This window comes from Serratia proteamaculans (assembly GCF_949794035.1).
Classification (GTDB): Bacteria; Pseudomonadota; Gammaproteobacteria; order Enterobacterales; family Enterobacteriaceae; genus Serratia; species Serratia proteamaculans.
Genome location: NZ_OX461105.1, coordinates 4,382,090 through 4,404,430, shown reverse-complemented (window position 1 = coordinate 4,404,430; position 22,341 = coordinate 4,382,090). Strand labels below are relative to the sequence as shown.

The 22,341-nt window shown below is 54.8% G+C and carries 24 protein-coding genes and 1 tRNA gene; 16 read left to right on the top strand and 9 right to left on the bottom strand.

The features are described 5' to 3' along the window. The first annotated feature begins 39 nt into the window (after nt 1–39). Together QOT07_RS20500 and QOT07_RS20495 are read left to right on the top strand one after the other, a co-directional pair. Nucleotides 40–693 (top strand): DUF4286 family protein, encoded by a 654-nt coding sequence (locus tag QOT07_RS20500; protein WP_219016888.1) that lies wholly within the window; start codon nt 40–42, stop codon nt 691–693. After that, a complete protein-coding gene (locus tag QOT07_RS20495) occupies nt 690–2,015 on the top strand; it encodes an MFS transporter (protein ID WP_219016887.1) in 1,326 nt (441 codons plus the stop codon). Before QOT07_RS20500 ends, QOT07_RS20495 begins: the two co-directional genes overlap by 4 nt. Before the next feature lie 50 nt (nt 2,016–2,065). Here QOT07_RS20495 and QOT07_RS20490 read toward each other — a convergent pair whose 3' ends face one another. After that, nucleotides 2,066–2,674 (bottom strand): HD domain-containing protein, encoded by a 609-nt coding sequence (locus QOT07_RS20490; protein ID WP_099063845.1) that lies wholly within the window; start codon nt 2,672–2,674, stop codon nt 2,066–2,068. A gap of 183 nt (nt 2,675–2,857) precedes the next feature. Here QOT07_RS20490 and trhA point away from each other — a divergent pair, with 183 nt between their 5' ends. Beyond that, a complete protein-coding gene (gene trhA, locus QOT07_RS20485; RefSeq protein ID WP_085118705.1) occupies nt 2,858–3,532 on the top strand; it encodes a PAQR family membrane homeostasis protein TrhA in 675 nt (224 codons plus the stop codon). Nucleotides 3,533–3,617: 85 nt separating this feature from the next. Here trhA and ygfZ read toward each other — a convergent pair whose 3' ends face one another. Next, nucleotides 3,618–4,610: a tRNA-modifying protein YgfZ gene (ygfZ, locus tag QOT07_RS20480; protein ID WP_099063844.1), complete on the bottom strand. Its 993-nt coding sequence runs from the start codon at nt 4,608–4,610 to the stop codon at nt 3,618–3,620. A gap of 323 nt (nt 4,611–4,933) precedes the next feature. Here ygfZ and sdhE point away from each other — a divergent pair, with 323 nt between their 5' ends. The 5 genes from sdhE (at nt 4,934) to creD (ending at nt 9,160) form a co-directional block, all read left to right on the top strand. Next, the gene (sdhE, locus tag QOT07_RS20475; RefSeq protein WP_037418284.1) at nt 4,934–5,200 is read left to right on the top strand and encodes an FAD assembly factor SdhE; all 267 of its coding nucleotides are present in this window, start codon (nt 4,934–4,936) and stop codon (nt 5,198–5,200) included. Next, nucleotides 5,181–5,603 (top strand): protein YgfX, encoded by a 423-nt coding sequence (locus tag QOT07_RS20470; RefSeq protein WP_099063843.1) that lies wholly within the window; start codon nt 5,181–5,183, stop codon nt 5,601–5,603. The genes sdhE and QOT07_RS20470 overlap by 20 nt, the downstream gene beginning before the upstream one ends. After that, nucleotides 5,603–6,298 carry a two-component system response regulator CreB gene (gene creB / locus QOT07_RS20465; protein WP_085118700.1) on the top strand — a complete coding sequence of 232 codons (696 nt, stop codon included), beginning with the start codon at nt 5,603–5,605 and terminating at the stop codon, nt 6,296–6,298. Before QOT07_RS20470 ends, creB begins: the two co-directional genes overlap by 1 nt. After that, entirely contained in the window at nt 6,295–7,713 is a 1,419-nt protein-coding gene (gene creC / locus QOT07_RS20460; protein WP_283603826.1) for a two-component system sensor histidine kinase CreC, read from the top strand. Before creB ends, creC begins: the two co-directional genes overlap by 4 nt. An 82-nt stretch (nt 7,714–7,795) precedes the next feature. Then, a complete protein-coding gene (creD, locus tag QOT07_RS20455; protein ID WP_283603825.1) occupies nt 7,796–9,160 on the top strand; it encodes a cell envelope integrity protein CreD in 1,365 nt (454 codons plus the stop codon). Nucleotides 9,161–9,200: 40 nt separating this feature from the next. Here the strand turns inward: creD and fldB are convergent, their stop codons facing one another. Beyond that, nucleotides 9,201–9,719 carry a flavodoxin FldB gene (gene fldB, locus QOT07_RS20450; RefSeq protein ID WP_085118696.1) on the bottom strand — a complete coding sequence of 173 codons (519 nt, stop codon included), beginning with the start codon at nt 9,717–9,719 and terminating at the stop codon, nt 9,201–9,203. Nucleotides 9,720–9,826: 107 nt separating this feature from the next. Between fldB and xerD the strand changes: the two genes are divergently transcribed. From xerD to recJ, 3 genes are read left to right on the top strand one after another with little or no spacing between them, the layout of a single operon-like run. After that, nucleotides 9,827–10,726, top strand: coding sequence for a site-specific tyrosine recombinase XerD (gene xerD, locus QOT07_RS20445; protein WP_099063840.1), 900 nt, complete (start codon nt 9,827–9,829; stop codon nt 10,724–10,726). A gap of 27 nt (nt 10,727–10,753) precedes the next feature. Further along, nucleotides 10,754–11,470, top strand: coding sequence for a bifunctional protein-disulfide isomerase/oxidoreductase DsbC (gene dsbC / locus QOT07_RS20440; RefSeq protein ID WP_099063839.1), 717 nt, complete (start codon nt 10,754–10,756; stop codon nt 11,468–11,470). Between the two features lie 6 nt (nt 11,471–11,476). After that, nucleotides 11,477–13,210, top strand: coding sequence for a single-stranded-DNA-specific exonuclease RecJ (gene recJ, locus QOT07_RS20435; RefSeq protein ID WP_099063838.1), 1,734 nt, complete (start codon nt 11,477–11,479; stop codon nt 13,208–13,210). Nucleotides 13,211–13,255: 45 nt separating this feature from the next. Here the strand turns inward: recJ and QOT07_RS20430 are convergent, their stop codons facing one another. Together QOT07_RS20430 and QOT07_RS20425 are read right to left on the bottom strand one after the other, a co-directional pair. Continuing rightward, nucleotides 13,256–13,603 (bottom strand): helix-turn-helix domain-containing protein, encoded by a 348-nt coding sequence (locus tag QOT07_RS20430; protein ID WP_085118688.1) that lies wholly within the window; start codon nt 13,601–13,603, stop codon nt 13,256–13,258. Continuing rightward, on the bottom strand, nt 13,596–13,982 hold the full coding sequence (locus QOT07_RS20425) for a type II toxin-antitoxin system RelE/ParE family toxin (RefSeq protein ID WP_283603824.1): 387 nt from the start codon (nt 13,980–13,982) through the stop codon (nt 13,596–13,598). The genes QOT07_RS20430 and QOT07_RS20425 overlap by 8 nt, the downstream gene beginning before the upstream one ends. A gap of 254 nt (nt 13,983–14,236) precedes the next feature. On the opposite strand from QOT07_RS20425, the gene prfB reads away from it, so the two are divergent. The 3 genes from prfB to QOT07_RS20410 all read left to right on the top strand — a co-directional run bounded on the left by prfB (nt 14,237) and on the right by QOT07_RS20410 (nt 17,104). Then, nucleotides 14,237–15,335, top strand: a protein-coding gene (gene prfB, locus QOT07_RS20420) for a peptide chain release factor 2 (protein ID WP_099063837.1) whose coding sequence is annotated in 2 segments (ribosomal slippage) — nt 14,237–14,311 and nt 14,313–15,335 — 1,098 coding nt in all. Because the reading frame shifts where the segments join, the coding sequence is not laid out codon by codon here. 9 nt (nt 15,336–15,344) lie between these two features. Continuing rightward, nucleotides 15,345–16,862 (top strand): lysine--tRNA ligase, encoded by a 1,518-nt coding sequence (lysS, locus tag QOT07_RS20415; protein ID WP_207979420.1) that lies wholly within the window; start codon nt 15,345–15,347, stop codon nt 16,860–16,862. A 168-nt stretch (nt 16,863–17,030) separates the two neighbouring features. Further along, nucleotides 17,031–17,104, top strand: a tRNA-Gly gene (locus QOT07_RS20410). Nucleotides 17,105–17,118: 14 nt separating this feature from the next. On the opposite strand, the gene QOT07_RS20405 is transcribed toward QOT07_RS20410, so the two are convergent. The 3 genes from QOT07_RS20405 to QOT07_RS20395 form a co-directional block, all read right to left on the bottom strand. Beyond that, the gene (locus QOT07_RS20405) at nt 17,119–18,348 is read right to left on the bottom strand and encodes a cysteine desulfurase-like protein (RefSeq protein ID WP_283603823.1); all 1,230 of its coding nucleotides are present in this window, start codon (nt 18,346–18,348) and stop codon (nt 17,119–17,121) included. Further along, complete coding sequence (locus tag QOT07_RS20400) at nt 18,345–18,959, bottom strand: 2OG-Fe dioxygenase family protein (RefSeq protein WP_283603822.1); 615 nt, start codon at nt 18,957–18,959, stop codon at nt 18,345–18,347. Before QOT07_RS20400 ends, QOT07_RS20405 begins: the two co-directional genes overlap by 4 nt. A 178-nt stretch (nt 18,960–19,137) precedes the next feature. Continuing rightward, nucleotides 19,138–19,971 (bottom strand): oxidoreductase, encoded by an 834-nt coding sequence (locus tag QOT07_RS20395; protein WP_283603821.1) that lies wholly within the window; start codon nt 19,969–19,971, stop codon nt 19,138–19,140. Between the two features lie 193 nt (nt 19,972–20,164). Between QOT07_RS20395 and QOT07_RS20390 the strand changes: the two genes are divergently transcribed. After that, nucleotides 20,165–21,073, top strand: coding sequence for an AraC family transcriptional regulator (locus tag QOT07_RS20390; protein ID WP_430523294.1), 909 nt, complete (start codon nt 20,165–20,167; stop codon nt 21,071–21,073). Between the two features lie 40 nt (nt 21,074–21,113). On the opposite strand, the gene QOT07_RS20385 is transcribed toward QOT07_RS20390, so the two are convergent. Continuing rightward, on the bottom strand, nt 21,114–21,242 hold the full coding sequence (locus QOT07_RS20385) for a hypothetical protein (RefSeq protein WP_255409002.1): 129 nt from the start codon (nt 21,240–21,242) through the stop codon (nt 21,114–21,116). Nucleotides 21,243–21,410: 168 nt separating this feature from the next. Between QOT07_RS20385 and QOT07_RS20380 the strand changes: the two genes are divergently transcribed. Continuing rightward, entirely contained in the window at nt 21,411–22,331 is a 921-nt protein-coding gene (locus QOT07_RS20380) for a helix-turn-helix domain-containing protein (RefSeq protein ID WP_283603820.1), read from the top strand. Nucleotides 22,332–22,341 lie beyond the last annotated feature (10 nt).

The window sequence follows — 22,341 nt, the reverse complement described above, 5'->3', positions numbered from 1 at the left end:
TGCGACCCCGCCTTACTTTGAGCTAACAGGAGAGTACCCATGACCGGTTCCCCGAACGGAATGCTGTTTGTTGCAACAGATGTCGCCGCGCAGGACGAGGCGGATTTCAATCAGTGGTACGACCGTGAGCACGTGGAAGAGCGGGTGCGGGTGCCCGGCTTTTTGTCGGGCACGCGTTATCAGGCGCTACAAGGCGGGCGTAAATATCTGGGGCTGTATAAAACCGAATCCCTGGCCAGTTTTACCTCGGCGGCTTACCGCGCCGCGTTTAACCAACAGACCCCCTGGTCGGTGGCGAGCCTCGACAAAATGCGCGACCCAATGCGCCGGGTCTGTGCGGTAGAGGCGGTGACCGGGCAGGGCTGCGGCAGCCATTTGGCCATTGTTACCCTGGAGCCGGCGGCACCGGAAGTCCTGAAAGCCGGTATTCATCATTTGGGGACTATGCTGGCCGAGCAACCCGGTTTTGTGCGCAGCAGCCTGCTGTCGCCGGATGTTGAACTCAGCTCACCGCTGCCGAAAGAGTCGCGGGAAAATCGCCAGTTGTTGCCGATGCTGTTGATCGAAAGCAGCAGTGCCGAAGCCGGCCAGCGGCTGAATGAGCTGGCCTGTCTCCACTTGAAAATCCCCGCCACCGATGCGGTGCATTATGCCCTTGGCTGGCAACTGACCACGCAGGAGCTGTCATCATGAGCACTTCAACCACGGAAACACCGACCGCGGATTTATCTGCCGACGATACTGCCGCACATCCACCGAATACCGGCAAGCTGGCCGCGGCCAGTTCGATCGGCACCGCACTGGAATGGTATGACTTCACCGTCTACAACATCATGGCGGCGCTGATTTTCAACCACGTGTTTTTCCCGTCGTTCGATCCGCTGGTGGGCACTATTTTGGCGTTTTCCACCTACGCGGTCGGTTATGTTTCACGGCCGATTGGCGGCATCGTGTTTGGTCATCTCGGCGACGTGCTGGGGCGCCGTTTTGTCCTGGTGACCACGCTGGTGATCATGGGCGTGACTACCGCGCTGATGGGGCTGCTGCCGGGTTATGCCAGTTGGGGCATTTGGAGCCCACTGCTGTTGGTCACGCTGCGCTTTATTCAGGGGATTGCGCTGGGGGGCGAATGGGCGGGGGCCGTATTGCTGTCGATGGAGCATGGCAAACCTCATCAGCGTGGGCGTAACGCCTCCTTTGCTCAGGTCGGTCCTTCCTGCGGTACCTTGATCGGTACCGGCTTGATTACGCTGGTGACGGTGGCTATGTCGGCAGAAGATTTCCAACAGTGGGGTTGGCGTATTCCTTTCCTGCTTAGCCTGGTGTTGGTGGTATTTGGCCTGTGGCTGCGCCGTGGGGTGGGGGAAACGCCGGCGTTTCTGAAACTGGAGGCATCCAAAGATGTTACCCATTCGCCGATCCGCGAGGTCTTCACCCAGCATCGGCGTCCATTGTTGATTGCCGGTGGCTCGCGTATCGGTTCCGACGTGCTGTATGCGCTGGTGGTGGTCTTTACCCTGACCTATGTCACCACGGTACTGAACCTGCCGCGCCCGCTGGCGTTGGCCGCTACCATGTTGGGGGCGATCGGTAACGCGATTACCGTACCGATGTTTGGCGCACTGTCCGATCGTTTTGGCCGTCGACCGGTGTATATCGGCGGGGCGCTGGCGGCGATGGTTTGGGCATTTGTGTTCTTTATGCTGCTCGACAGTAGCCAGCCGGTGCTGATCTGCCTGGCGGTGGTGGTGGGGTTGTTGATCCATGCGGCGATGTACGGCCCGCAGGCGGCTTTTATCACCGAACAGTTCCCGACCCGGGTGCGCTATGCGGGATCGTCGTTGGCTTATACGCTGGCAGGTATTATCGGTGGTGGTTTTGCACCCTTGATTATCGCATCGTTATTCAAGTCTTACGACAGCACGCTGGCGATCTCGGCCTATGTGGTGGTGGCGTTGTTGATCACGCTGTGGGCGGTGATTGCCGCAAAGGAAACGGCCCACAAGCCGTTGTGAATGGCTTGCCGGGTGAGAGGATCACCCGGCATGTCGCAATAGCAGCAGCGTTACTTCAGCCAGCCTTTGCGTTGAGCGTCCTGCAGGTGTTGCAGCAGGTACTTCCACAGCTCTGGCTGGACATCGGCAATGGCCGCGTTACGCGACAGCACCTGCTCCAGACTGATGCCATTTTCGACCCAGCTTTGGCCTTCGTTATGCAGGTTCATCAGCATTGGCATGGTGCGATCCAGCACCAGTGCGAAACGCGCGTCGGCGCTCTCACCATCTTCATACTCCTGCCATAAAGCGGTGAAATACTCGCGCTGAGTGTCTGGCAGCATACCGAACAACCGGCGGGCTGCCGCCACTTCTTTATCATGGATCGCTGCGCGGGCCGCCAGATCGTAGACCAGCACGTCACCAGCATCGATCTCAACGATGTCATGCAGCAGCGCCATCTGGATCACCCGTTGGATATCCACGCCTTCACCAGCGTAAGGCGCCAGGCTCAGGGCGCCAATAGCAAAGTGCCAGCTGTGTTCGGCGGAGTTTTCCTGGCGTTGAGTGCCCAGCACTTTGGTGCGGCGTTGCACGCTTTTCAACTTGTCGATTTCCATCAGGAACTGGATGACCTGGGTCATGGAGCCGAAATCTAACGCGGGTACAGCGGATGACATGGTGTAAACCTCAAGGTAGATGGGTTGAAGCCGAACGATTGTAGACCAGTGGGCGAGGGATTTCGATGGTTACACGCGCACACAGTTTTATTTTAGCGTACACGTGTACACTGAAATTATTCTCAGTTAAGCTGCTTTGCGGTAATTTCGAACAATGTTGGCTGTTTTGAGGGGTTGTGCTTTATGGGAAAAACGGGCGTAGTAAAAGCCGGTAGCGAAAAAATTGCCGCTGCGGCCTATCCGTGGGCGGAAGAGATCGCTAATAGTATCAGTCATGGCATCGGTCTGGTTTTCGGCATTGTCGGTCTGGTTCTGCTGTTAGTTCAGGCGGTCGATACCGGCGCTGATGTGACGGCCATCGCCAGTTACAGTCTCTATGGCGGCAGCATGATCCTGCTGTTCCTTGCCTCCACGCTCTACCATGCCATTCCCCACCAAAAGGCCAAGCACTGGCTGAAAAAATTTGACCACTGCGCCATTTATCTTTTGATTGCCGGTACCTACACGCCATTTCTATTGGTGGGGCTGAACTCACCGTTGGCAAAAGGGCTGATGGCGGTAATCTGGGGGTTGGCGCTGCTGGGCGTATTGTTCAAGCTGGCCTTTGCCCACCGTTTTGAAGCGCTGTCGTTGGTGACCTATCTGACCATGGGCTGGCTGTCGCTGATCGTGATTTATCAGCTGGCGACCCGTCTGGCGTTGGGCGGCGTGACGCTGTTGGCGGTGGGGGGCGTGGTTTATACCCTGGGAGTGATCTTCTATGCTTCCAAACGTTTCCGCTTCGGTCACGCCATTTGGCATGGTTTCGTGCTCGGCGGCAGCCTGTGCCATTTTATGGCTATTTATCTGTACGTCTGATCTCCGCTGATATCTTTCGCACCGCAGCGTTGCTGGCTGCAGTGCGAAATCTATTGCGGATAGGTTAAGAAGCTCTGAACTGCCCCTATTTTTCTTCTATCAACGAATACGGCAGCGGTTTGATGGCCAGTTGGCTGGCGGCATCATCGCGAACCCGTAGCTTGCTGTCGGCATCCAGATCGTTATTCAACACTACCTGTACCCACAGGGTGCCGTCGGCCAGCTTGGCAGCACTCAGCACCGTACCGGTACGGCGCCAGTTCTCACCCAGTTGCAACTCCACGTCTTCAGCGGCCTGTGGCACTCGCCCGGCTTTGCCTTCCAGCCAGTACAACGCACGCTTGTTGGCACCGCGGAACTTGGCACGAGCCACCATTTCCTGACCGGTGTAGCAACCCTTGCTGAAACTGATGCCTTCCAGCGCCTGCAGGTTGGTGGCCTGTGGGATCAATTGCCCGCTGTTGGCGGTATCAATTACCGGGTAACCAGCTTCGATATCCAGCGTCAGCCACTGTTGACTGTCGTTCAGTTCTGCCTGTTCGTGCAGCTTGTCAGCCAACTGTTCGGCAATGGCAGCGGTGGTAACCAGCAGAAAACGTTCCGCCGGCAGAGAGAAGTGCAACAGCGTGGTTTCACCGTCCTGCACCACCTGATGTTCAGCATCCGGCAGGCTGTTGAACACCCCCGCCAGCGCCGCACGTGCCTGAAAACCGGCGACGCCCAATAAGACGGCTTCGTTGTCGGCGGCAATGGTGAGTTTGGAAAACACTGCGTACTTCTTGATTTCAGCCAGTTGGCTGTCCAGCACGCTGCGGCGTTCCAGATAGGCAAAGCCTTCACCGCGATGGAACAAACGCAGATTGCTCCACATTTTGCCCTTGGCGTCGCAGTGGCCGCACAACACATGACTATCGGCTGGCAGCGCTTCGATATCGGCGGTCACCTGGCCCTGAAGGTATTTCACCGTATCCGGCCCGTTCAGCGTCACCATTGCCCAATCTTCCAGCGAGATCAGGGTCAGGGGCAGATGGGAAGAAGCGGAAGGCTGACGGGGTGGAAATGGAATTTTATACGCCATAGTAAGATCCTGCTTAACGTTTAGCTTACCTGAAGGTGTGTTGACCCCATGGTAAAAGAGGCGGCGGGCTTTGCAAACTGTTATTCACGCTTGCTTCTCTGGCAGCGCTTTTTTTGACATTTAGCGCCTTATTACGCTTTACACAGAGAACGTCCTTCCCGGCGAGTATGTCAAATTGTTACTCTATAGGCTTGCGGCCAAGGGTTACCCTTGCAGACAGATCTTTGGCTGATGGAATTATATCGCGCCGGTGTTGCCATACAGTGTGTCAGTTGAACCCTGCGATGGCGTTGCCACGCTGAAAAGAGGTTAGTCATAACAACATGGATATTAATAACAAAGCACGCATCCACTGGGCTTGTCGCCGTGGTATGCGCGAGCTGGACATCTCCATCATGCCGTTCTTCGAGTATGAATACGACCAGTTGAATGACACAGACAAAGCGCTGTTTATCCGCCTGCTGGAGTCCGACGATCCCGATCTCTTCAACTGGCTGATGAATCATGGCGCTCCGCAGGACAGTGAACTGCAGAGAATGGTGACACTGATCCAGACGCGAAATAAAGACCGTGGCCCAGTGGCGATGTGACGTCCGTATTTCCTGGCGCACCCAGTTACTTTCCCTGCTGACACATGGCGCACTGATCCTGCTGATCCTGATTTCACCCTGGCCGGAAGGCTACGGGCCGATCTGGCTGGTGTTGCTGACGCTGGTGGTGTTTGAGTGCATTCGCAGCCAAAAGCGCATTGCGTCGCGGCAGGGCGAACTACGCCTGCTGGAAAACCAACGTCTGGGTTGGCACGGCCAGGAATGGCAACTGGTGAAGCAGCCCTGGATGCCGCGTTACGGCATTCTGCTGACCTTGCAACCCGTGGGGGGCAAAAAGCGCCGTCGACTGTGGCTGGCATCCGATGCCATGGCCAAAGCCGATTGGCGGCATCTGCGCCAGCAGTTGCTCTATCCGCCGGCCAGTGATGACGAGGAACCCTGATGAAGCCGACGCTCTGGCTGGTGGAAGATGAGCCCAGCATTGCCGATACGCTGATTTATACCCTGGAGAGCGAAGGCTTCCAGGTGCGCTGGTTCGAACGTGGTGAGCCGGCATTACAGGCGTTGGCGCAAGGGGCACCTGCGCTGGCGATCCTCGATGTTGGCCTGCCGGACATCAATGGTTTTGAACTCTGCCGTCGGCTGTTATCACAGTCGGCGGATTTACCGATTTTGTTTCTCACCGCCCGCAGCGATGAGGTTGATCGCCTGATTGGGCTGGAAATCGGCGCCGACGATTATGTCGCCAAACCCTTCTCTCCACGAGAGGTCAGCGCCCGGGTGCGCACCATTCTGCGTCGTCTGCAAAAACAGCAGCGCCTGCAGCAGCCTGCACTGTACAGCTTCGGTCCTTTTGGCCTGGATGAACAGGCCGCGGCCATCTATTACCATCAGCAGCCACTGCCGCTGACCCGTTACGAATTTCTGCTGTTGAAAACCCTGTTGCTGGCACCCGGCCGGGTATTCTCACGCCAACAATTGATGGAAAGCGTCTGGGCGCTGGCCGAAGAGAGCCTGGATCGCACCGTCGACACCCATATCAAAACGCTGCGCGCCAAGCTGCGAGCCATCGACCCTGCGGAACCGCCGATCCACACCCACCGCGGTCTCGGCTACAGCGTGAGCCGCCAGTCATGAGAATAGGCCTGCGGCTGCTGTTGGGGTATTTCCTGATCGTGGCGGTAGCGGGCTATTTCGTGCTGAGTATTTTCGTGCAGGAAGTGAAGCCCGGGGTGCGGCGTGCGACCGAAGGCACGCTGGTGGATACCGCCAACCTGCTGGCGCAGATCGCGCGTCTGGACATGCAGCACGCCGATGTGGCGCACGGGCAACTGGCGCAGGCGTTTGCTCAACTCAATCAACGGCCGATTGGCGCCAATATTGCCGGCATCCGCAAGGATCGCAGCGAATACCATGTCTATCTCACCGATCAACAAGGCAAGGTCATTTTTGATTCCAGCGGCAAGGTGCTCGGCCAGGACTACTCTCGCTGGAATGATGTTTATCTGACGCTGCTCGGTCAGTATGGCGCACGCAGTACGCGCAGCGATCCGCAGGATGAAAACAGCTCGGTGATGTACGTCGCCGCGCCGGTAATGGATCAGGGCAAAATTATCGGCGTGCTCAGCGTCGGTAAACCGAACAGCACCATGGCGCCGGTGATTAAGCGTAGCGAGCGACGTATTCTTTGGGCGGGTGCGCTGCTGTTGGGCATTGCCTTGTTGATCGGTCTGGGTTTTGTCTGGTGGATCAACCGCTCAATTGGCCGGCTGGTGCACTATGCTGATGGCGTGGCGAAGGGTGAAAGTGCACCGCTGCCAAAAATGGGCGGCCATGAGCTGACACAGCTGGCGCAGGCGTTGGACAGCATGCGGGTGAAGCTGGAGGGCAAGGCCCACATCGAACAGTATGTGCATACCCTGACCCACGAGCTGAAAAGCCCGCTGGCAGCCATCCGTGGCGCAGCCGAGCTGTTGCAGGAACAGCCGCCAGCGGCCACCGCCCAGCGTTTCCTGACCAATATCGAACAACAGAGTGCGCGCATTCAGCAACTGGTGGATAAATTGCTGGTGCAGGCACGGCTGGAGAGCCGGCCTGGACTGGAGCTGGCTCCGCTGGCGATGGCGACGCTGGTGCGTCAGGCGGTGGCAAGCAAAGAGGCGCAGGCAGAGCGACGCAGCGTTCTGCTGCAGGTGAATGTGGCAGAAGAGATCACCCTGAGCGGAGATGGATTGCTGATCAGCCAGGCGCTGACTAACCTGCTCGACAATGCGCTGGATTTTACGCCACCGGGCGGCAGTATCAGTGTCCGTGGCGAACGCCTCGATGGTCACTACCAGGTTACCGTCAGTGACGACGGCAGTGGCATTCCGGATTACGCGCTGGACAAAGTGTTTGAACGTTTTTATTCGCTGGCCCGATCGGACAAGCCGAAAAGCAGCGGCCTGGGTCTGAACTTTGTGCAGGAAGTGGCGCGCTTGCACCGTGGCAGCATCCAGTTGAACAACCGTCAACCGCAGGGCGTGACAGCTATTTTCACCTTATCGCTCTGACTTCACCGTCCCTTCACATAACCACATCCGGCTTTCACCTGAGGCTTTTATCGTAGCGCTATTACCTACATGGAGCGCGGCGATGATGAAATCGGTACTGTTTTGGAAAATAACCACTCTGCTGGGATTGATGATTTTAATGATCATCCCGGTAACGCAATTAATGAATGTGATTGATGAACGCAGCGGCTACCGCCAGAGCGTGGTCGGGCAGGTCAGCGAAAGCACCAGCCGGGCGCAGCGTATTTTGGGGCCGTTGATTGTTATCCCTTATAGCGAGCGGGAAGAGAAGACGGATGACAAGGGGCAGAAAGTGGTGCAAATGGTTCGCCATCATCGTTATCTGCTGCCGGAGACTTTACAGGTTAACGGCAAGCCGAACGTGGAGGTGCGCAAGCTGGGTATTTACCAGACTCAGGTGTATCAGGGGCCGTTGCAGTTTAAGGTGAAGTTTGGCCAGCCGGATTTGACGGACTTGCAGCGCACTAACGTGACGGTGGGTCAGCCTTTCCTGCTGGTTTCATTGAGTGATTCACGCGGTATCAAGAGCATCTCGCCACTGACCAGCCCAGAGTCTCAAACGACCTTTGAGCCGGGCACTCAGGTCAATGTGTTGCATCAGGGGATCCATGCGCCGCTGACGCTGGCCGCATTGCAAAAAGCGGGGCTGGATGCCGAGTTCACCCTGACGCTGGCGGGCACCAGCAGCCTGTCACTGGTACCGCTCGGCCGTAGCAGTGAATTGACGTTGCAGAGCAACTGGCCACATCCGAACTTCCTCGGTAACTTCTTGCCGGACGAACGCAAAGTGACGGAAAAAGGCTTCAGTGCCCGCTGGCGCAGCACCTGGTTTGCCAACAACATCAACAGCGCTTTCCATTACGACGATGAAATTCTTGGCGAAGAAAAGCTGCCGACCTTCAGCACCAGTCTGATTGAACCGGTAGATCACTACCAACTGACCGAACGTGCAGTGAAATATGCGGTGCTGTTTATTGGCCTGACGTTTATGGCGTTCTTCCTGTTCGAAACCCTGACCGGCCTGCGTGTGCATCCGATTCAGTATTTGCTGGTTGGCGCGGCACTGGTGTTGTTCTACCTGATCCTGCTGGCATTCTCCGAGCACTTCGGTTTCGCTACCGCCTACCTGTTGGCCAGTATCGCCTGCAGCGGACTGATCGCCTTTTACCTCAGCGCGGTACTGCGCGGCAGGTTGCGGGGGGCGCTGTTCGCCGCCAGCCTGTTGATGTTGTATGGCGTGCTGTATCTGTTGCTGCAGTCGGAAGATAACGCACTGGTACTGGGGGCAGGGCTGTTGTTCGCTATTTTGGCGGGAATTATGCTGCTGACGCGCAAGCTGGACTGGTATCAGGTGGCCGAACCGGCACGCCTGAATAGTGAAACACCGAGCGGCGAGGGTGAAAATCGCTTCCGGTTGTGGAAATAAGTACCAGATTGGGCGCGGTTCATTGCCGCGCCCATGGGCATTACAGCAGCGGTTCCATCTCCAGCAGGATCTGTTCGCACCACTGTTGCAGCCGGTCTTCGCTCATGTCGTATTGATTCACATCATCCAGCGCCAGGCCGACAAAGTGTTTGCCGTCGGCGCTCAGCGGTTTCGGGCTGGTAAATTCGAAGCCTTCGATCGGCCAGAAACCGATAAACTGCACCCCGAGCGGGGCAATGTGATCGTGCAGCATGCCGAGCGCATCGAGGAACCATTCGCCGTAACCGAGTTGATCGCCCATGCCATACATGGCGACGATTTTCCCCTGCAAATCCAGCGTGGTCAGCTGCGGCCAAATCGCTTCCCAGTCTTCTTGCAACTCACCAAAGTCCCAGGTAGGCATGCCGAGGATCAGGATGGAATAATCTTCCATCAGCTTGGGGGAGACGTCTTTCAGGTTGTGCAGGTCGACCAGGTCTTCACCCAGAATCTCACGGATTTTTTCTGCTGCCATCTCGGTGTAGCAGGTGCTGGAGCCGTAAAACAGACCAATCTTCATGTTTAAACCGTTTATATTGCCGTAGGTAGAATTGCAGCGAGTATACCCGATTTGTCCCGGCTTAAGGCATAATGCCTGTGGCATAAACGTAACAAAGAGAGGACCGCGTGCAACAGCAAGAGAGTGCGTTGATTGAGCAATTCCTGGATGCGCTATGGCTCGAACGCAATCTGGCAGAAAATACGCTGGCCTCTTATCGGCTGGATTTGCAGGCGCTGGCCGCCTGGCTGAACCAGCAAAACACTTCGCTGTTACAGGCGCAGGCGCTGGATCTGCAGGCGTTTCTCGCCAAGCGGGTGGAGGGCGGCTACAAGGCCACCAGCTCCGCGCGTTTGCTGAGCGCCATGCGTCGTCTGTTCCAGTACCTGTACCGCGAAAATATGCGCATCGACGACCCTACCGCGCTGCTTGCCTCACCGAAACTGCCGCAGCGGTTGCCGAAAGATCTGAGCGAGGCGCAGGTCGATGCGTTGCTGCAGGCGCCCTGTGTCGATCAGCCATTGGAGCTGCGTGACAAGGCCATGCTGGAAGTGCTGTACGCTACCGGGCTGCGGGTCTCCGAGCTGGTCGGGCTGACCATCAGCGACGTCAGTCTGCGCCAGGGCGTGGTGCGGGTGATCGGCAAGGGCAATAAGGAACGGCTGGTGCCGCTGGGCGAAGAAGCGGTGTACTGGATCGAAAACTATCTGGAGCACGGTCGCCCGTGGATGGTCAACGGCCAGGCGCTGGATGTGCTGTTTCCCAGCAACCGCAGTCAGCAAATGACCCGACAGACATTCTGGCATCGCATCAAACACTATGCGATCCTAGCGGGCATTGACAGCGAGAGGCTGTCGCCGCACGTGCTGCGCCACGCGTTTGCCACCCATTTGCTGAACCATGGGGCCGATCTCCGTGTCGTACAGATGTTATTGGGGCATAGCGACCTCTCGACCACACAAATTTACACGCATGTAGCGACCGAAAGACTTAAACAGCTACATCAACAGCACCACCCGCGTGCCTGACACGCCGGGTTCAAAAGGATTGGAAGAATGAAGAAAGGTTTAATGCTGCTCTCCCTGCTGGTGGCTTCAGTGACCGGCGCGGCCCATGCCGACGATGCGGCAATCCAAAAAGCGCTTGGCAGCCTGGGCATTCAACAGGCGGACGTGCAGCCTTCACCGGTGACCGGCCTGAAAACCGTGTTGACCGATAACGGCGTGCTGTATGTGACCGAAGACGGCAAACACATTCTGCAAGGCCCGCTGTACGACGTCAGTGGCAAAGAGCCGGTTAACGTGACCAACCAACTGCTGACCGGCAAGCTGGAAGCGCTGAAAGATCAGATGATCGTCTACAAAGCGCCAAAGCAAAAACACGTGATCACCGTGTTTACCGACATCACCTGTGGCTACTGCCACAAGCTGCACCAGCAGATGAAAGAATATAACGATCTGGGGATTACCGTCCGCTATCTGGCGTTCCCGCGTCAGGGGCTGAATTCTCAGGCCGAGAAAGACATGCAGTCAATCTGGTGTACTGCCGACAAGGCCAAGGCCTTCGATACCGCGATGAAAGGCGATGCGGTTTCTCCGGCGACCTGTAAAACCGACATCAGCAAACACTACGCGCTCGGCGTGCAGTTCGGTATTCAGGGCACTCCGGCCATCATTTTGGAAAATGGCATGATGATCCCAGGCTATCAGGGGCCGAAAGAGATGGCCGCCATGCTGGACGCGCATCAGACCGCAACCAAAACCGGTGGTTAATCGCCGGTGAGCATCAAAACACAACTACGCCGCCGTGCGGCGACGGACGACAGCCATTTGCCTGCCAGCCTGCACCCGTTGCTGCGCCGTTTATACGCGCTGCGCGGCGTTCAGGCTGAGCAGGAGTTAGAGCGCAGCGTCAAAGGCATGCTGCCCTGGCAGCAGTTGGACGGCATAGATACCGCCGTTGGGATCCTGCAACAGGCGCTAGCCGCGAGTCGCCGCATTATCGTGGTGGGCGACTTCGACGCCGATGGCGCCACCAGTACCGCGTTGACGGTACTGGCGCTGCGCAGCATGGGTGGCAGTGCGGTCGACTATCTGGTGCCGAATCGCTTCGAGGACGGCTACGGCCTGAGCCCCGAAGTGGTAGAGCAGGCGGCAACGCGCGGTGCGGAACTGATCCTCACCGTGGATAACGGCATCTCTTCCCACGCCGGTGTAGACGTGGCTCACGCCAAAGGTATGCAGGTGCTGGTGACCGACCACCACCTGCCGGGGGAAACCCTGCCGGCGGCGGAGGCGATCGTCAACCCAAATCTGCGTGGCTGTGAGTTTCCGTCCAAATCTCTGGCCGGTGTCGGCGTAGCTTTCTATCTGATGCTGGCGCTGCGTGCCCGGCTACGTGACGACGGCTGGTTCGAACAACGGGCATTGGCGATGCCAAACCTGGCGGAACTGCTGGATCTGGTCGCTCTCGGTACGGTGGCCGACGTGGTACCGCTCGACGCCAATAACCGCATTCTGGTGTATCAGGGGCTGAACCGCATCCGTGCCGGCAAATGTCGGCCGGGCATCAAGGCGTTGCTGGAAGTGGCTAATCGTGACGCACGCCAACTGGCAGCCAACGATCTCGGCTTTGCGCTGGGGCCGCGGCTCAATGCCGCCGGGCGACTGGATGATATGTCGATCGGTGTGGCGCTGTTGCTGAGTGACGACATCGCGCAGGCGCGTATGCTGGCCAACGATCTGGATGCGCTTAACCTGACCCGGCGTGAGATTGAGCAGGGCATGCAGGTTGAAGCTTTGCAACTGTGCGACGAACTGGAGCGCAGCAGCACGGCCTTGCCTTACGGACTGGCGATGTATCACCCTGAATGGCATCAGGGCGTGGTGGGTATCTTGGCCTCGCGTATTAAAGAACGTTTCCATCGCCCGGTGATCGCCTTTGCACCGGCAGGTGAGGGCATTCTGAAAGGCTCGGGGCGTTCGATAGCCGGTCTGCACATGCGCGATGCGCTGGAGCGGCTGGATACCTTGAACCCAGGGCTGATGATGAAGTTCGGTGGCCACGCCATGGCGGCCGGGCTGTCGCTGGAAGAGGCCAAATTCGACGAGTTCCGTCAGCGCTTTGGCGAGCTGGTGGGGGAATGGCTCGATCCGGCGATGCTGGAAGGGGTTATCTGGTCTGATGGCGAACTGGCTATGCAGGAACTTTCGCTGGAAACGGCGGAGCTGTTACGCGAAGGAGGCCCCTGGGGGCAAGCCTTCCCGGAACCGACCTTCGACGGCACCTTCCGTATCCTGCAGCAGCGGCTGGTGGGTGAGAAACACCTGAAGCTGATGGTAGAACCGCTCGGCGGCGGCCCGCTGCTGGACGGCATCGCTTTCAATGTCGATACCACCCTGTGGCCCGACAGCAGCGTGCGCGAAGTAGAGCTGGCCTACAAGCTCGACGTCAACGAGTTCCGTGGCAACCGCAACGTGCAGTTACTGATCCAACACCTCTGGCCGCGTTAATTTGTGGTTGATGACAGGTACCTGTGAATCACAGGTACCTGTCTGCTACCGGTCCAGTGGCGAAATAATGACGCTGGCCACACCTTTCTGCTCGATAATTTCCAGCATTCTTAGCGCAGAACCCTGAGGTTTGACGGCGTTGCGTTCCCATTTTTGCACGCTGGTGGTCGACATATTGACTACGGCAGCCAGATCGGCCTGACTCAGTCCCAGACGCTCGCGTAGCATTTTGATGCGCGCGCCGTCCATCATCTGCGCCTGCTCACGGCGGACATTGCTTTCCCTTTCCTGCACACGAGCCTCAATATTGCGGACGGTTTCATCTGAAACAGCACCGATTGCGTTAAACCGCTGTGCCATTTTTTGCAGCCTGAGCAGACGGTTATCATTCATTACATTTTACCTCTCGCAAATAGCCGCTATCGACTGCCCGCTGAATAATCTCCGGCGACATGGCAAGAAAGTCTCTGGCGAGTTCTCGATAGGTTTCCAGTTCATCATCGCTAATTTCTTTGGCACCGGTTTGTTTCACGGTATTTTTAAGCCATCCATCAACAAAGTACTGATGATGGCCTCTTTTAAATGCCACCACCGAGCGTGCGCCGCCGCGTTTGCCCTGGTTGATTGGAATACGTTTCTTGTATACGCCACCGCCCAGATCGCCGTCGTGCCTGTCATGCATGATCTCTTGGGCTGCTACGCATATCCTTTGGTCAAATATGCGGTTTTTCCTCATAAACTTGTCGAAGTCATCGGTGACGAAGATATCCATATTGAACCACCTGTCCCTGTTGAATAGTCATAATGACTATAGTCTTGATGACTACCATGTTCAATATTTGATCGATCTGATGACCTGTTTTTTGCTACCAATAGAATCCTGGCCGGGCATGCTATCTGGACGCTAAACGGGATCCCCACAAAAACTAACCAACTCGCTATAAACTGACGTCTGGATCCGCTAGAATTACCGGTTCTAATGGCATTTCGCCATCGACGACATCAACGTAAAAGAACGCAAAAAACATGTTTGAAATTAACCCGGTAAAAAACCGAATTCAGGACCTGTCCGTGCGGACTGCCGTTCTTCGGGGGTATCTTTGACTATGATGCCAAGAAAGAACGCCTAGAAGAAGTTAACGCAGAGCTGGAACAACCTGACGTCTGGAACGAACCTGAGCGCGCACAGGCGCTGGGTAAAGAGCGCGCGGCGCTCGAAGCCATCGTTGAGACCATCGATCAACTCGAGCAGGGGGGCGAAGACGTTACCGGCCTGCTGGAACTGGCGATTGAAGCCGACGATGAAGAAACCTTTAACGAAGCCGTCGTTGAGCTTGATCAACTGTCTGCCAAGCTGGAGCAATTAGAATTTCGTCGTATGTTCTCTGGTGAATACGACAGTGCTGATTGCTACCTGGATATCCAGGCCGGTTCCGGCGGCACAGAAGCTCAGGACTGGGCCAGCATGTTGCTGCGCATGTACCTGCGCTGGGCCGAGGCCAAAGGCTTCAAGACCGAAGTGATTGAAGAGTCCGACGGTGACGTCGCAGGACTGAAGTCCGCCACCATCAAGATCATCGGTGACTACGCCTTCGGCTGGTTGCGTACTGAAACCGGCGTACATCGCCTGGTGCGCAAGAGCCCGTTCGACTCCGGCGGTCGTCGTCATACCTCGTTCAGTTCGGTGTTTATCTACCCGGAAGTGGACGACGATATTGATATCGACATCAACCCGGCGGACCTGCGTATCGACGTTTACCGCGCCTCGGGTGCGGGTGGTCAGCACGTGAACAAAACTGAGTCGGCGGTGCGTATTACCCACTTACCGACCAACATCGTAGTGCAGTGTCAGAACGACCGTTCTCAGCATAAGAACAAGGATCAAGCGTTTAAACAGCTGCGAGCCAAGCTGTACGAGTTTGAGATGCAAAAGAAAAATGCTGATAAACAGATGCTGGAAGACAACAAGTCCGACATCGGTTGGGGCAGCCAAATCCGCTCTTACGTGCTGGATGACGCCCGTATCAAGGATTTGCGCACTAACGTTGAAACGCGCAACACGCAGGCCGTATTAGATGGCGACCTGGATAAATTCATTGAGGCAAGTTTGAAAGCCGGGTTATAAGGAACAGAAATGTCTGAGCAACAACCACAAGGCGCCGAACAGGCGCTGGATCTCAATAACGAGTTGCAGTCACGCCGTGAAAAACTGGCTGCGCTGCGCGAGAACGGCATTGCGTTCCCGAATGATTTCCGTCGCGACACCACGTCCGACAAGCTGCACGCCGCGTACGGCGATAAAGACAACGAAGAGCTGGAAGCACTGGGTGTAGAAGTCACCGTTGCCGGCCGTATGATGACCCGCCGTATCATGGGCAAGGCATCCTTTGTCACGCTGCAAGACGTTGGTGGCCGCATCCAGTTGTACGTCGCGCGCGATGATCTGGCGGAAGGCGTTTACAACGAAGAATTCAAGAAGTGGGACCTTGGCGATATCCTTGGCGCACGCGGCAAGCTGTTCAAAACCAAGACCGGTGAGCTGTCTATCCACTGCACCGAACTGCGCCTGCTGACCAAGGCCCTGCGTCCGCTGCCGGACAAGTTCCACGGCTTGGCCGATCAGGAAACCCGTTACCGTCAGCGTTACCTGGATCTGATCGCCAACGAAGAATCGCGCAAGACCTTCAAGGTGCGTTCTCAGATCATGGCGGCGATGCGTAACTTCATGGTGGAACGCGGCTTCATGGAAGTCGAAACCCCTATGATGCAGGTGATCCCGGGTGGGGCTTCTGCTCGTCCATTCGTGACTCACCACAATGCGCTGGACATCGATATGTACCTGCGTATTGCCCCAGAGCTGTACCTGAAGCGTTTGGTTGTGGGTGGCTTCGAACGTGTGTTCGAAATCAACCGTAACTTCCGTAACGAAGGCGTTTCTCCGCGTCATAACCCAGAGTTCACCATGATGGAACTCTATATGGCTTACGCGGATTACAAAGATCTGATCGAACTGACCGAGTCGCTGTTCCGCACCCTGACCCAGAACGTGCTGGGCAATACTCAGGTGCAGTATGGTGATGAAGTGTTCGACTTCGGCAAGCCGTTTGTGAAGCTGACCATGACCGAGGCGATCAAAAAATACCGTCCGGAAACCGATCTGGCCGATCTGGCTGATATGGGCAAAGCGGTGGCTATCGCTGAATCCATCGGCATCAAGATTGAGAAGAGCTGGGGTCTGGGCCGCGTTGTGACCGAGATCTTCGAAGAAGTGGCGGAAAGCCATCTGATTCAGCCGACCTTCATTACCGAGTATCCGGCAGAAGTGTCTCCGCTGGCACGTCGTAATGATAACAACCCGGAAATCACTGACCGCTTTGAGTTCTTCATCGGCGGCCGTGAAATTGGTAACGGCTTCTCCGAGCTGAATGACGCAGAAGACCAGGCGCAGCGTTTTGCTGACCAGGCTAATGCGAAAGACGCCGGCGATGACGAAGCGATGTTCTACGACGAAGACTACGTTACCGCGCTGGAGCACGGTCTGCCGCCAACCGCAGGTCTGGGCATCGGTATCGACCGTATGGTTATGCTGTTCACCAACAGCCACACCATCCGCGACGTGATCCTGTTCCCGGCAATGCGCCCGCAGAAATAACTTCGCAGTAATGAATATCAACCGGCACAGGTGACTGCGCCGGTTTTTTTTCGTCTGATGAGTGATAACCGAGGGGAACGCGGCTAACTGCTTAAAACACCAGCAGTTACGCGTTATCTCCGCTTGCCCGACGGGGATAACCGGTTATAATGGCAGCCGCACACCGATGCGGGTGTAGTTCAATGGTAGAACGGCAGCTTCCCAAGCTGCATACGAGGGTTCGATTCCCTTCACCCGCTCCAAAAAATTCCTGTCACTACCTTCCGCTAGCCAGTATCTCAAACAGAGTGTCGATTTCCTGTAGGGTATTGTAATGCATCATTCCGACGCGTAGTACACCGCCGCAGTCCTGCAGATTCAACCGCTGAACTAACCCCAGTGCATAGAAATGTCCGCTGCCGACGCAGATATTGTGTTCGCCTAACCGGCGGGCGATCTGTTCGGGGGAGTGCTGCTTAAAGGTCAATGCAAACGTGGGTGTGCGGCGTTGGGTGTCCGCCACGGGAGAACCGTAGAGCTGCACCCCGTCGATTTGCTGTAAGCGCTGCAAAAAATACCGACACAGGGTTTCTTCATGCCGGTGATAGTCGGCAAAACTTTCCTGTAAACGCTGCCTTAAAGAGGCCCCCGGCGTTCCCCATTGCGCCAGGTAGTCAATGGCCGCCGAGACGCCAACCAACCCTTCAAAACTTTGCGTGCCCGTCTCAAAACGCCCTGGCCCGACATCGGTGGCCGGTTCGACCTTGTAAGGCCGCAGTCGTTGCAACCATTGCGGCGCGATATAGGCCATGCCGATATGCGGACCAAAGAATTTATAGGCGGAACACACCAAAAAGTCGCAGCCCAGCGCCTGCACATCGATCAAGTTGTGCGGGGCATAATGTACCGCATCGACGTAAACCTGTGCGCCGACGCGGTGGGCGGCTTCGGTGATGGTTTTAATATCGACGATACTGCCGGTGACATTAGAGGCGTAGGTGACCGCGACCAGGCGGGTTTTGGCCGTGATCTGCTCGCATAGCCGGGCAACATCCAAAGAACAATCCGATTGCTGCAGGGGGATTTGATGCACGGTGACGTGTTTGTCGTTGGCCGCCTGCTGCCAACTGGATACGTTGGCGTAGTGATCCAACTCGGTGACGATAATTTCATCGCCGGCTTGCCAGTTGCGACTAATGATCCGGCTGAGGTGGAACGTCAGCGAGGTCATATTCATGCCAAAAACGATATTATCGGGCGAGGGCGCATTCAAGAAGGCGCGCACCGATTCCCTCGCATGATCCATCACCTCGGTTGTCTTATGACTGGAAAAATAGTGCCCGCCCAGGTTGGCGTTATATTTCCCCAGATACTCGGTCATTTTTCCCAACACCGCTTGTGATACCTGAGAACCACCGGGGCCATCGAAGAAAATAACCGGTTTATCATTATAGTGCTGATTTAGCGCGCTAAATTGGGTTCGGGCGAGTTCAGGGGAGAAGGTCATGCTTTTTCTCCCCGTGCGGTCAGAACAAACAGATCAAGATGTCCTTCTTGTTCCGGGACAATGGGGCTGATAGGCGTGGCGTTATGCCATAGCTTGCTGTCCGCCAGCAAAACGGCCTCACCATCCGCCAACACTTTTTTAAAGAAAGGGGGCTGGTGATTATCGGCGTATAACATGATTTCGCCGCCGACAATATTTTGCCGATGGATACCAATCATCGCGATATGATCAAAGCCATCCTGATGGATCCCTTCCGGTGCTACCTGAGTTTCATGATGAATGGCGACGATGCGCATCTGATGAATTTCTATCTCTGCACCTTCTGGCAGTGCGTTGCTTTCTGCAAACAGATTGCACATTTCTTCCATGCCAGCGCTTTGCAACACGGCATCGTCAATGGGTTCGAAATGGCGCACCACGTTGCCCTGGAAATGGTTGATCTCATCGGACTGAACGAAATTACGTCGGCCAATCTCTACCACATGGCCATTGAGATGTTTGACGACCGAATAGCGGCGTAAACGGTACTTGCCGTCGGCGTGTTGTGTATGGGGCAATCCAGAAAACGACGGCATTAATTGTTGGGTGGCCTGATGGCTAAGTGCAGTCATACTTATTACGTTTTCGTGTTTCTGTAACATAATCACCTCAAATATGAATCAATATTGATTTTGTAGGGAGGTATTTCGATTGAATTGTAGTCGACACTATTGCCAACGCAATTTTTAGCCAGCGCCGACTACCTTCAAGCGATATGTTGCTGTAAACAAGAATGAACGTAGGACGGTATTAACCGTCGGTTGAGCGGCTGACAGCTTCCCAGGTATCGATATCGCGGTTCATTTGATTCAGTTTTTCCCTGACATACATGACGGCATCGCTGCCCAGTAGCAGTGATGCCGGGGGCTCAGGGCTGTTAATGAGTTGCAGAATGGCTTTGGCGGCCTTAACCGGGTCACCGGGTTGATGGCCGCTGCGTTTTTCACGTGTTTCACGGATCGGCCCGAAGCTCTGATCGTAATCGCTGATACTGCGCGGCGAACGCACCATCGAACGCCCAGCCCAATCGGTTCGAAAAGACCCGGGTTGAATGGCGGTGACCGCAATATTAAAGGGCTTTAGTTCTTTGGTCAGCGTTTCGGAAATGCCCTGCAAGGCAAATTTGCTGCCGCAGTAATAGCTGATCCCCGGCAGGGTAATGAAGCCGCCCATGGAGGTCACATTGATAATATGGCCGGCCCGGCGAGCCCGAAAATAAGGCAGAAAGGCTTTAATCACGGCCACGGCACCAAACACATTGACCTCAAACTGATGGAGCGCTTCACTCAGCGGCGACTCTTCCATAATCCCTTCGTGGCCATAACCGGCATTATTGACCAGTACGTCAACTGCCCCCAGTTCCTGCTCTACGGCATCGACCAGCGGGGCAACCGCGGAAAAATGGGTGACATCAAGAATACGGCCAAAGCAGCGGCCTGGTGCCAGGGCTTCAAAGTGATCTTTGGCCTGCTGATTGCGGAGTGTTCCGACCACGCGGTGGCCCGCTTTTAGCGCTTCTTCTGCCAGTGCGCGACCAAAACCGCTGCTGACTCCGGTGATGAAAAATAATTTTGATTGGTTCATGGCGTTATCCTCAGTAGGGTGGATAGGCAGAATAGGGCGGGCAGAGTAAAACGCGTAGCCCGGATCCTCTCTGATGTTTGCCTATTCCTCTGAGTGTCTGGACGGGCCGGTTGCTGGCTGCCACACTTCAATGACTTTCCACTTCTCTTTGCAGGCGTCTATGACCCTTTTCATGCCAACGGCGACCGACCAGATGATTGAGCTTTTGGACCGGTTGACACCGCATGAAGGCTACAATCTTACGGTTCTGGCGGACGTGCGTTTTTTACGTTCCAACCGCCCGTTGCTGCGCACACCGGTTTTATATGAACCTGGGATCGTCATTGTGGTGCAGGGGAGAAAACGTGGATTTTTGGGAAACGATGTCTATTTGTATGATGCGCAGCATTATCTGATGGTGTCAGTCCCGGTGCCCTTTAGCATGGAAACGGATGCCAGTGCTTCAGAGCCGATGTTGGCGATTTATATGCGGCTGGATTTCAATTTAGCGGCTGATTTGATGTTGCAACTCGATGAGCATAGTCCGAATCTCAGCGAACCTCCACGAAGTATGGTGTCGAGTCCGATGGATGACGCTATGAGCCACTCGGTTTTGCGTTTCTTGCAGATCATGGCTTCACCGTTGGATGCAGAAATACTGGGACAGGCAATGGTGCGGGAGATTTATTACCGTGTAATGACCGGTGCTCAGGGGCAGATACTGCGAAGTGCGCTGACCACGCAGGGGCAGTTTGGCAAGGTGGCGAAAGCGTTACGAAAACTGCATGCCGAGTATGATTCGTATCTGGATGTGAAGGCGCTGGCGAAAGAGGCGGGTATGAGCCTGCCAACATTCCACAGCCATTTCAAAACCGTGACCAATACGTCCCCGATGCAATATCTTAAATCTACGCGGTTGCATCAAGCCCGATTGCTGATGCTGCGAAATAATCTCACCGCTTCAGCCGCCTGTGTTCGTGTCGGCTATGAAAGCGTTTCTCAGTTCAGTCGCGAGTTTAAACGTTTATTCGGGCTGACACCGCTCCATGAGGTTGAACGTATGAGGCAGAATTTTTCGCTGCCTGCACCCGTGATCCCTTCAGAGTTTATTTCCTCTCACTGACGGGGAGAAGCCGCGGGCCCGGTTTCAGTATTACTACATTTCACGAAATGGCCACCAGAGCACCGATAATGGCGATCAGTAGGATCCAAAACCATTTAGAGGTTTTTTCCGGCTTCCATTCTTCGCCATATTCAACCCGATAATCGGGTTTACGATCCTTTTGATTCATTCTGCTCCCTGGAATCGATATCCATAAATATATTGTGACTATTTTAAAAGTGAATTCTAATGGTATGGTGCCACTTTTGAGCAAGAGATGAAAAATAAATAGTTTTGTTATAATATAGCAACATAAAAAATATATTATCCCTACAGCATTAAATGTCATTGAGGCAGAATGGACCCATTATCCGATATCGTTTCCAGACTTAAAATAAGTAGACAGAAAGTCGTTGTTTTTGATATGCGCAACAACACCAAGGTGTTGTTTCCAGACTATACAGGGGTGAAAATTTACATTGCCAAAAACTGTGGTTTCTTTCTAAGAATAGAGTGTGATTCAGTTGTCTACCACCTTGATGAAGGTGATGTAGTCATCATGTCAAGTGGAAGGCCATTCGAAATATTTGATGATTTAGAGTCAACTTCATCTGATATTCAGTTAATTCATGGGGTTAATGACGGCAACTCTTATTTTAGTAATGGTGGATGCGATTTCTCATTTTTAGGCTGTCGGTTTGAATTTAAAATTAATGATACATTAAGGTTTGTCACCACCTTGCCTGAGCCGATGATCATTAACACAAAAAAAGAAGAAAACGTCGGGATTAAATCTTTTCTGAATAATCTTTCTTCAGAAATAGAAAGCCCAGGATTAGGAAGTTCACTGATCACTGAGCATCTTCTACAGATAATCATGACCAAGGCATTAAGAACCATACTATTATCGGAGCCATTGGCGGGCGGAGAAGGGTGGTTTTATGCTATGGCGGATAAAAATATCGGCCGGGCGTTAGCTTGCATACACGATCAACCAGGTAAAAAGTGGCGGTTGGATGAGTTGGCAAAAGTTGCTGGCATGTCGCGTAGCGCATTTACGAAAAAATTCAGAAAGTTATCTGGTTACAGCGTCATTGAGTATATTCGAGTTTGGCGTTTTGGTTTGGCGGTTGAAAGAATGATAATGAATAATGAAAAAATATCACAGATCGCTTTTGATCTCGGCTATGAGTCAGAAAGTGCATTTAGTACTGCGTTCAAAAGGAGCATGGGAGAATCGCCAAAGAACTATATGGAAAAGTATAATTACAATAGTTAACAATAGTGCA

Excerpts from the sequence above, each read along its gene's own strand:
- QOT07_RS20500 (WP_219016888.1), top strand. The coding sequence starts at position 40 with ATGACCGGTTCCCCGAACGGAATGCTGTTTGTTGCAACAGATGTCGCC.
- QOT07_RS20495 (WP_219016887.1), top strand. The coding sequence starts at position 690 with ATGAGCACTTCAACCACGGAAACACCGACCGCGGATTTATCTGCCGAC.
- QOT07_RS20490 (WP_099063845.1), bottom strand. The coding sequence starts at position 2,674 with ATGTCATCCGCTGTACCCGCGTTAGATTTCGGCTCCATGACCCAGGTC.
- trhA (WP_085118705.1), top strand. The coding sequence starts at position 2,858 with ATGGGAAAAACGGGCGTAGTAAAAGCCGGTAGCGAAAAAATTGCCGCT.
- ygfZ (WP_099063844.1), bottom strand. The coding sequence starts at position 4,610 with ATGGCGTATAAAATTCCATTTCCACCCCGTCAGCCTTCCGCTTCTTCC.
- sdhE (WP_037418284.1), top strand. The coding sequence starts at position 4,934 with ATGGATATTAATAACAAAGCACGCATCCACTGGGCTTGTCGCCGTGGT.
- creB (WP_085118700.1), top strand. The coding sequence starts at position 5,603 with ATGAAGCCGACGCTCTGGCTGGTGGAAGATGAGCCCAGCATTGCCGAT.
- creC (WP_283603826.1), top strand. The coding sequence starts at position 6,295 with ATGAGAATAGGCCTGCGGCTGCTGTTGGGGTATTTCCTGATCGTGGCG.
- creD (WP_283603825.1), top strand. The coding sequence starts at position 7,796 with ATGATGAAATCGGTACTGTTTTGGAAAATAACCACTCTGCTGGGATTG.
- fldB (WP_085118696.1), bottom strand. The coding sequence starts at position 9,719 with ATGAAGATTGGTCTGTTTTACGGCTCCAGCACCTGCTACACCGAGATG.
- dsbC (WP_099063839.1), top strand. The coding sequence starts at position 10,754 with ATGAAGAAAGGTTTAATGCTGCTCTCCCTGCTGGTGGCTTCAGTGACC.
- QOT07_RS20430 (WP_085118688.1), bottom strand. The coding sequence starts at position 13,603 with ATGAATGATAACCGTCTGCTCAGGCTGCAAAAAATGGCACAGCGGTTT.
- QOT07_RS20425 (WP_283603824.1), bottom strand. The coding sequence starts at position 13,982 with ATGGATATCTTCGTCACCGATGACTTCGACAAGTTTATGAGGAAAAAC.
- lysS (WP_207979420.1), top strand. The coding sequence starts at position 15,345 with ATGTCTGAGCAACAACCACAAGGCGCCGAACAGGCGCTGGATCTCAAT.
- QOT07_RS20405 (WP_283603823.1), bottom strand. The coding sequence starts at position 18,348 with ATGACCTTCTCCCCTGAACTCGCCCGAACCCAATTTAGCGCGCTAAAT.
- QOT07_RS20400 (WP_283603822.1), bottom strand. The coding sequence starts at position 18,959 with ATGACTGCACTTAGCCATCAGGCCACCCAACAATTAATGCCGTCGTTT.
- QOT07_RS20395 (WP_283603821.1), bottom strand. The coding sequence starts at position 19,971 with ATGAACCAATCAAAATTATTTTTCATCACCGGAGTCAGCAGCGGTTTT.
- QOT07_RS20390 (WP_430523294.1), top strand. The coding sequence starts at position 20,165 with ATGATTGAGCTTTTGGACCGGTTGACACCGCATGAAGGCTACAATCTT.
- QOT07_RS20385 (WP_255409002.1), bottom strand. The coding sequence starts at position 21,242 with ATGAATCAAAAGGATCGTAAACCCGATTATCGGGTTGAATATGGCGAA.
- QOT07_RS20380 (WP_283603820.1), top strand. The coding sequence starts at position 21,411 with ATGGACCCATTATCCGATATCGTTTCCAGACTTAAAATAAGTAGACAG.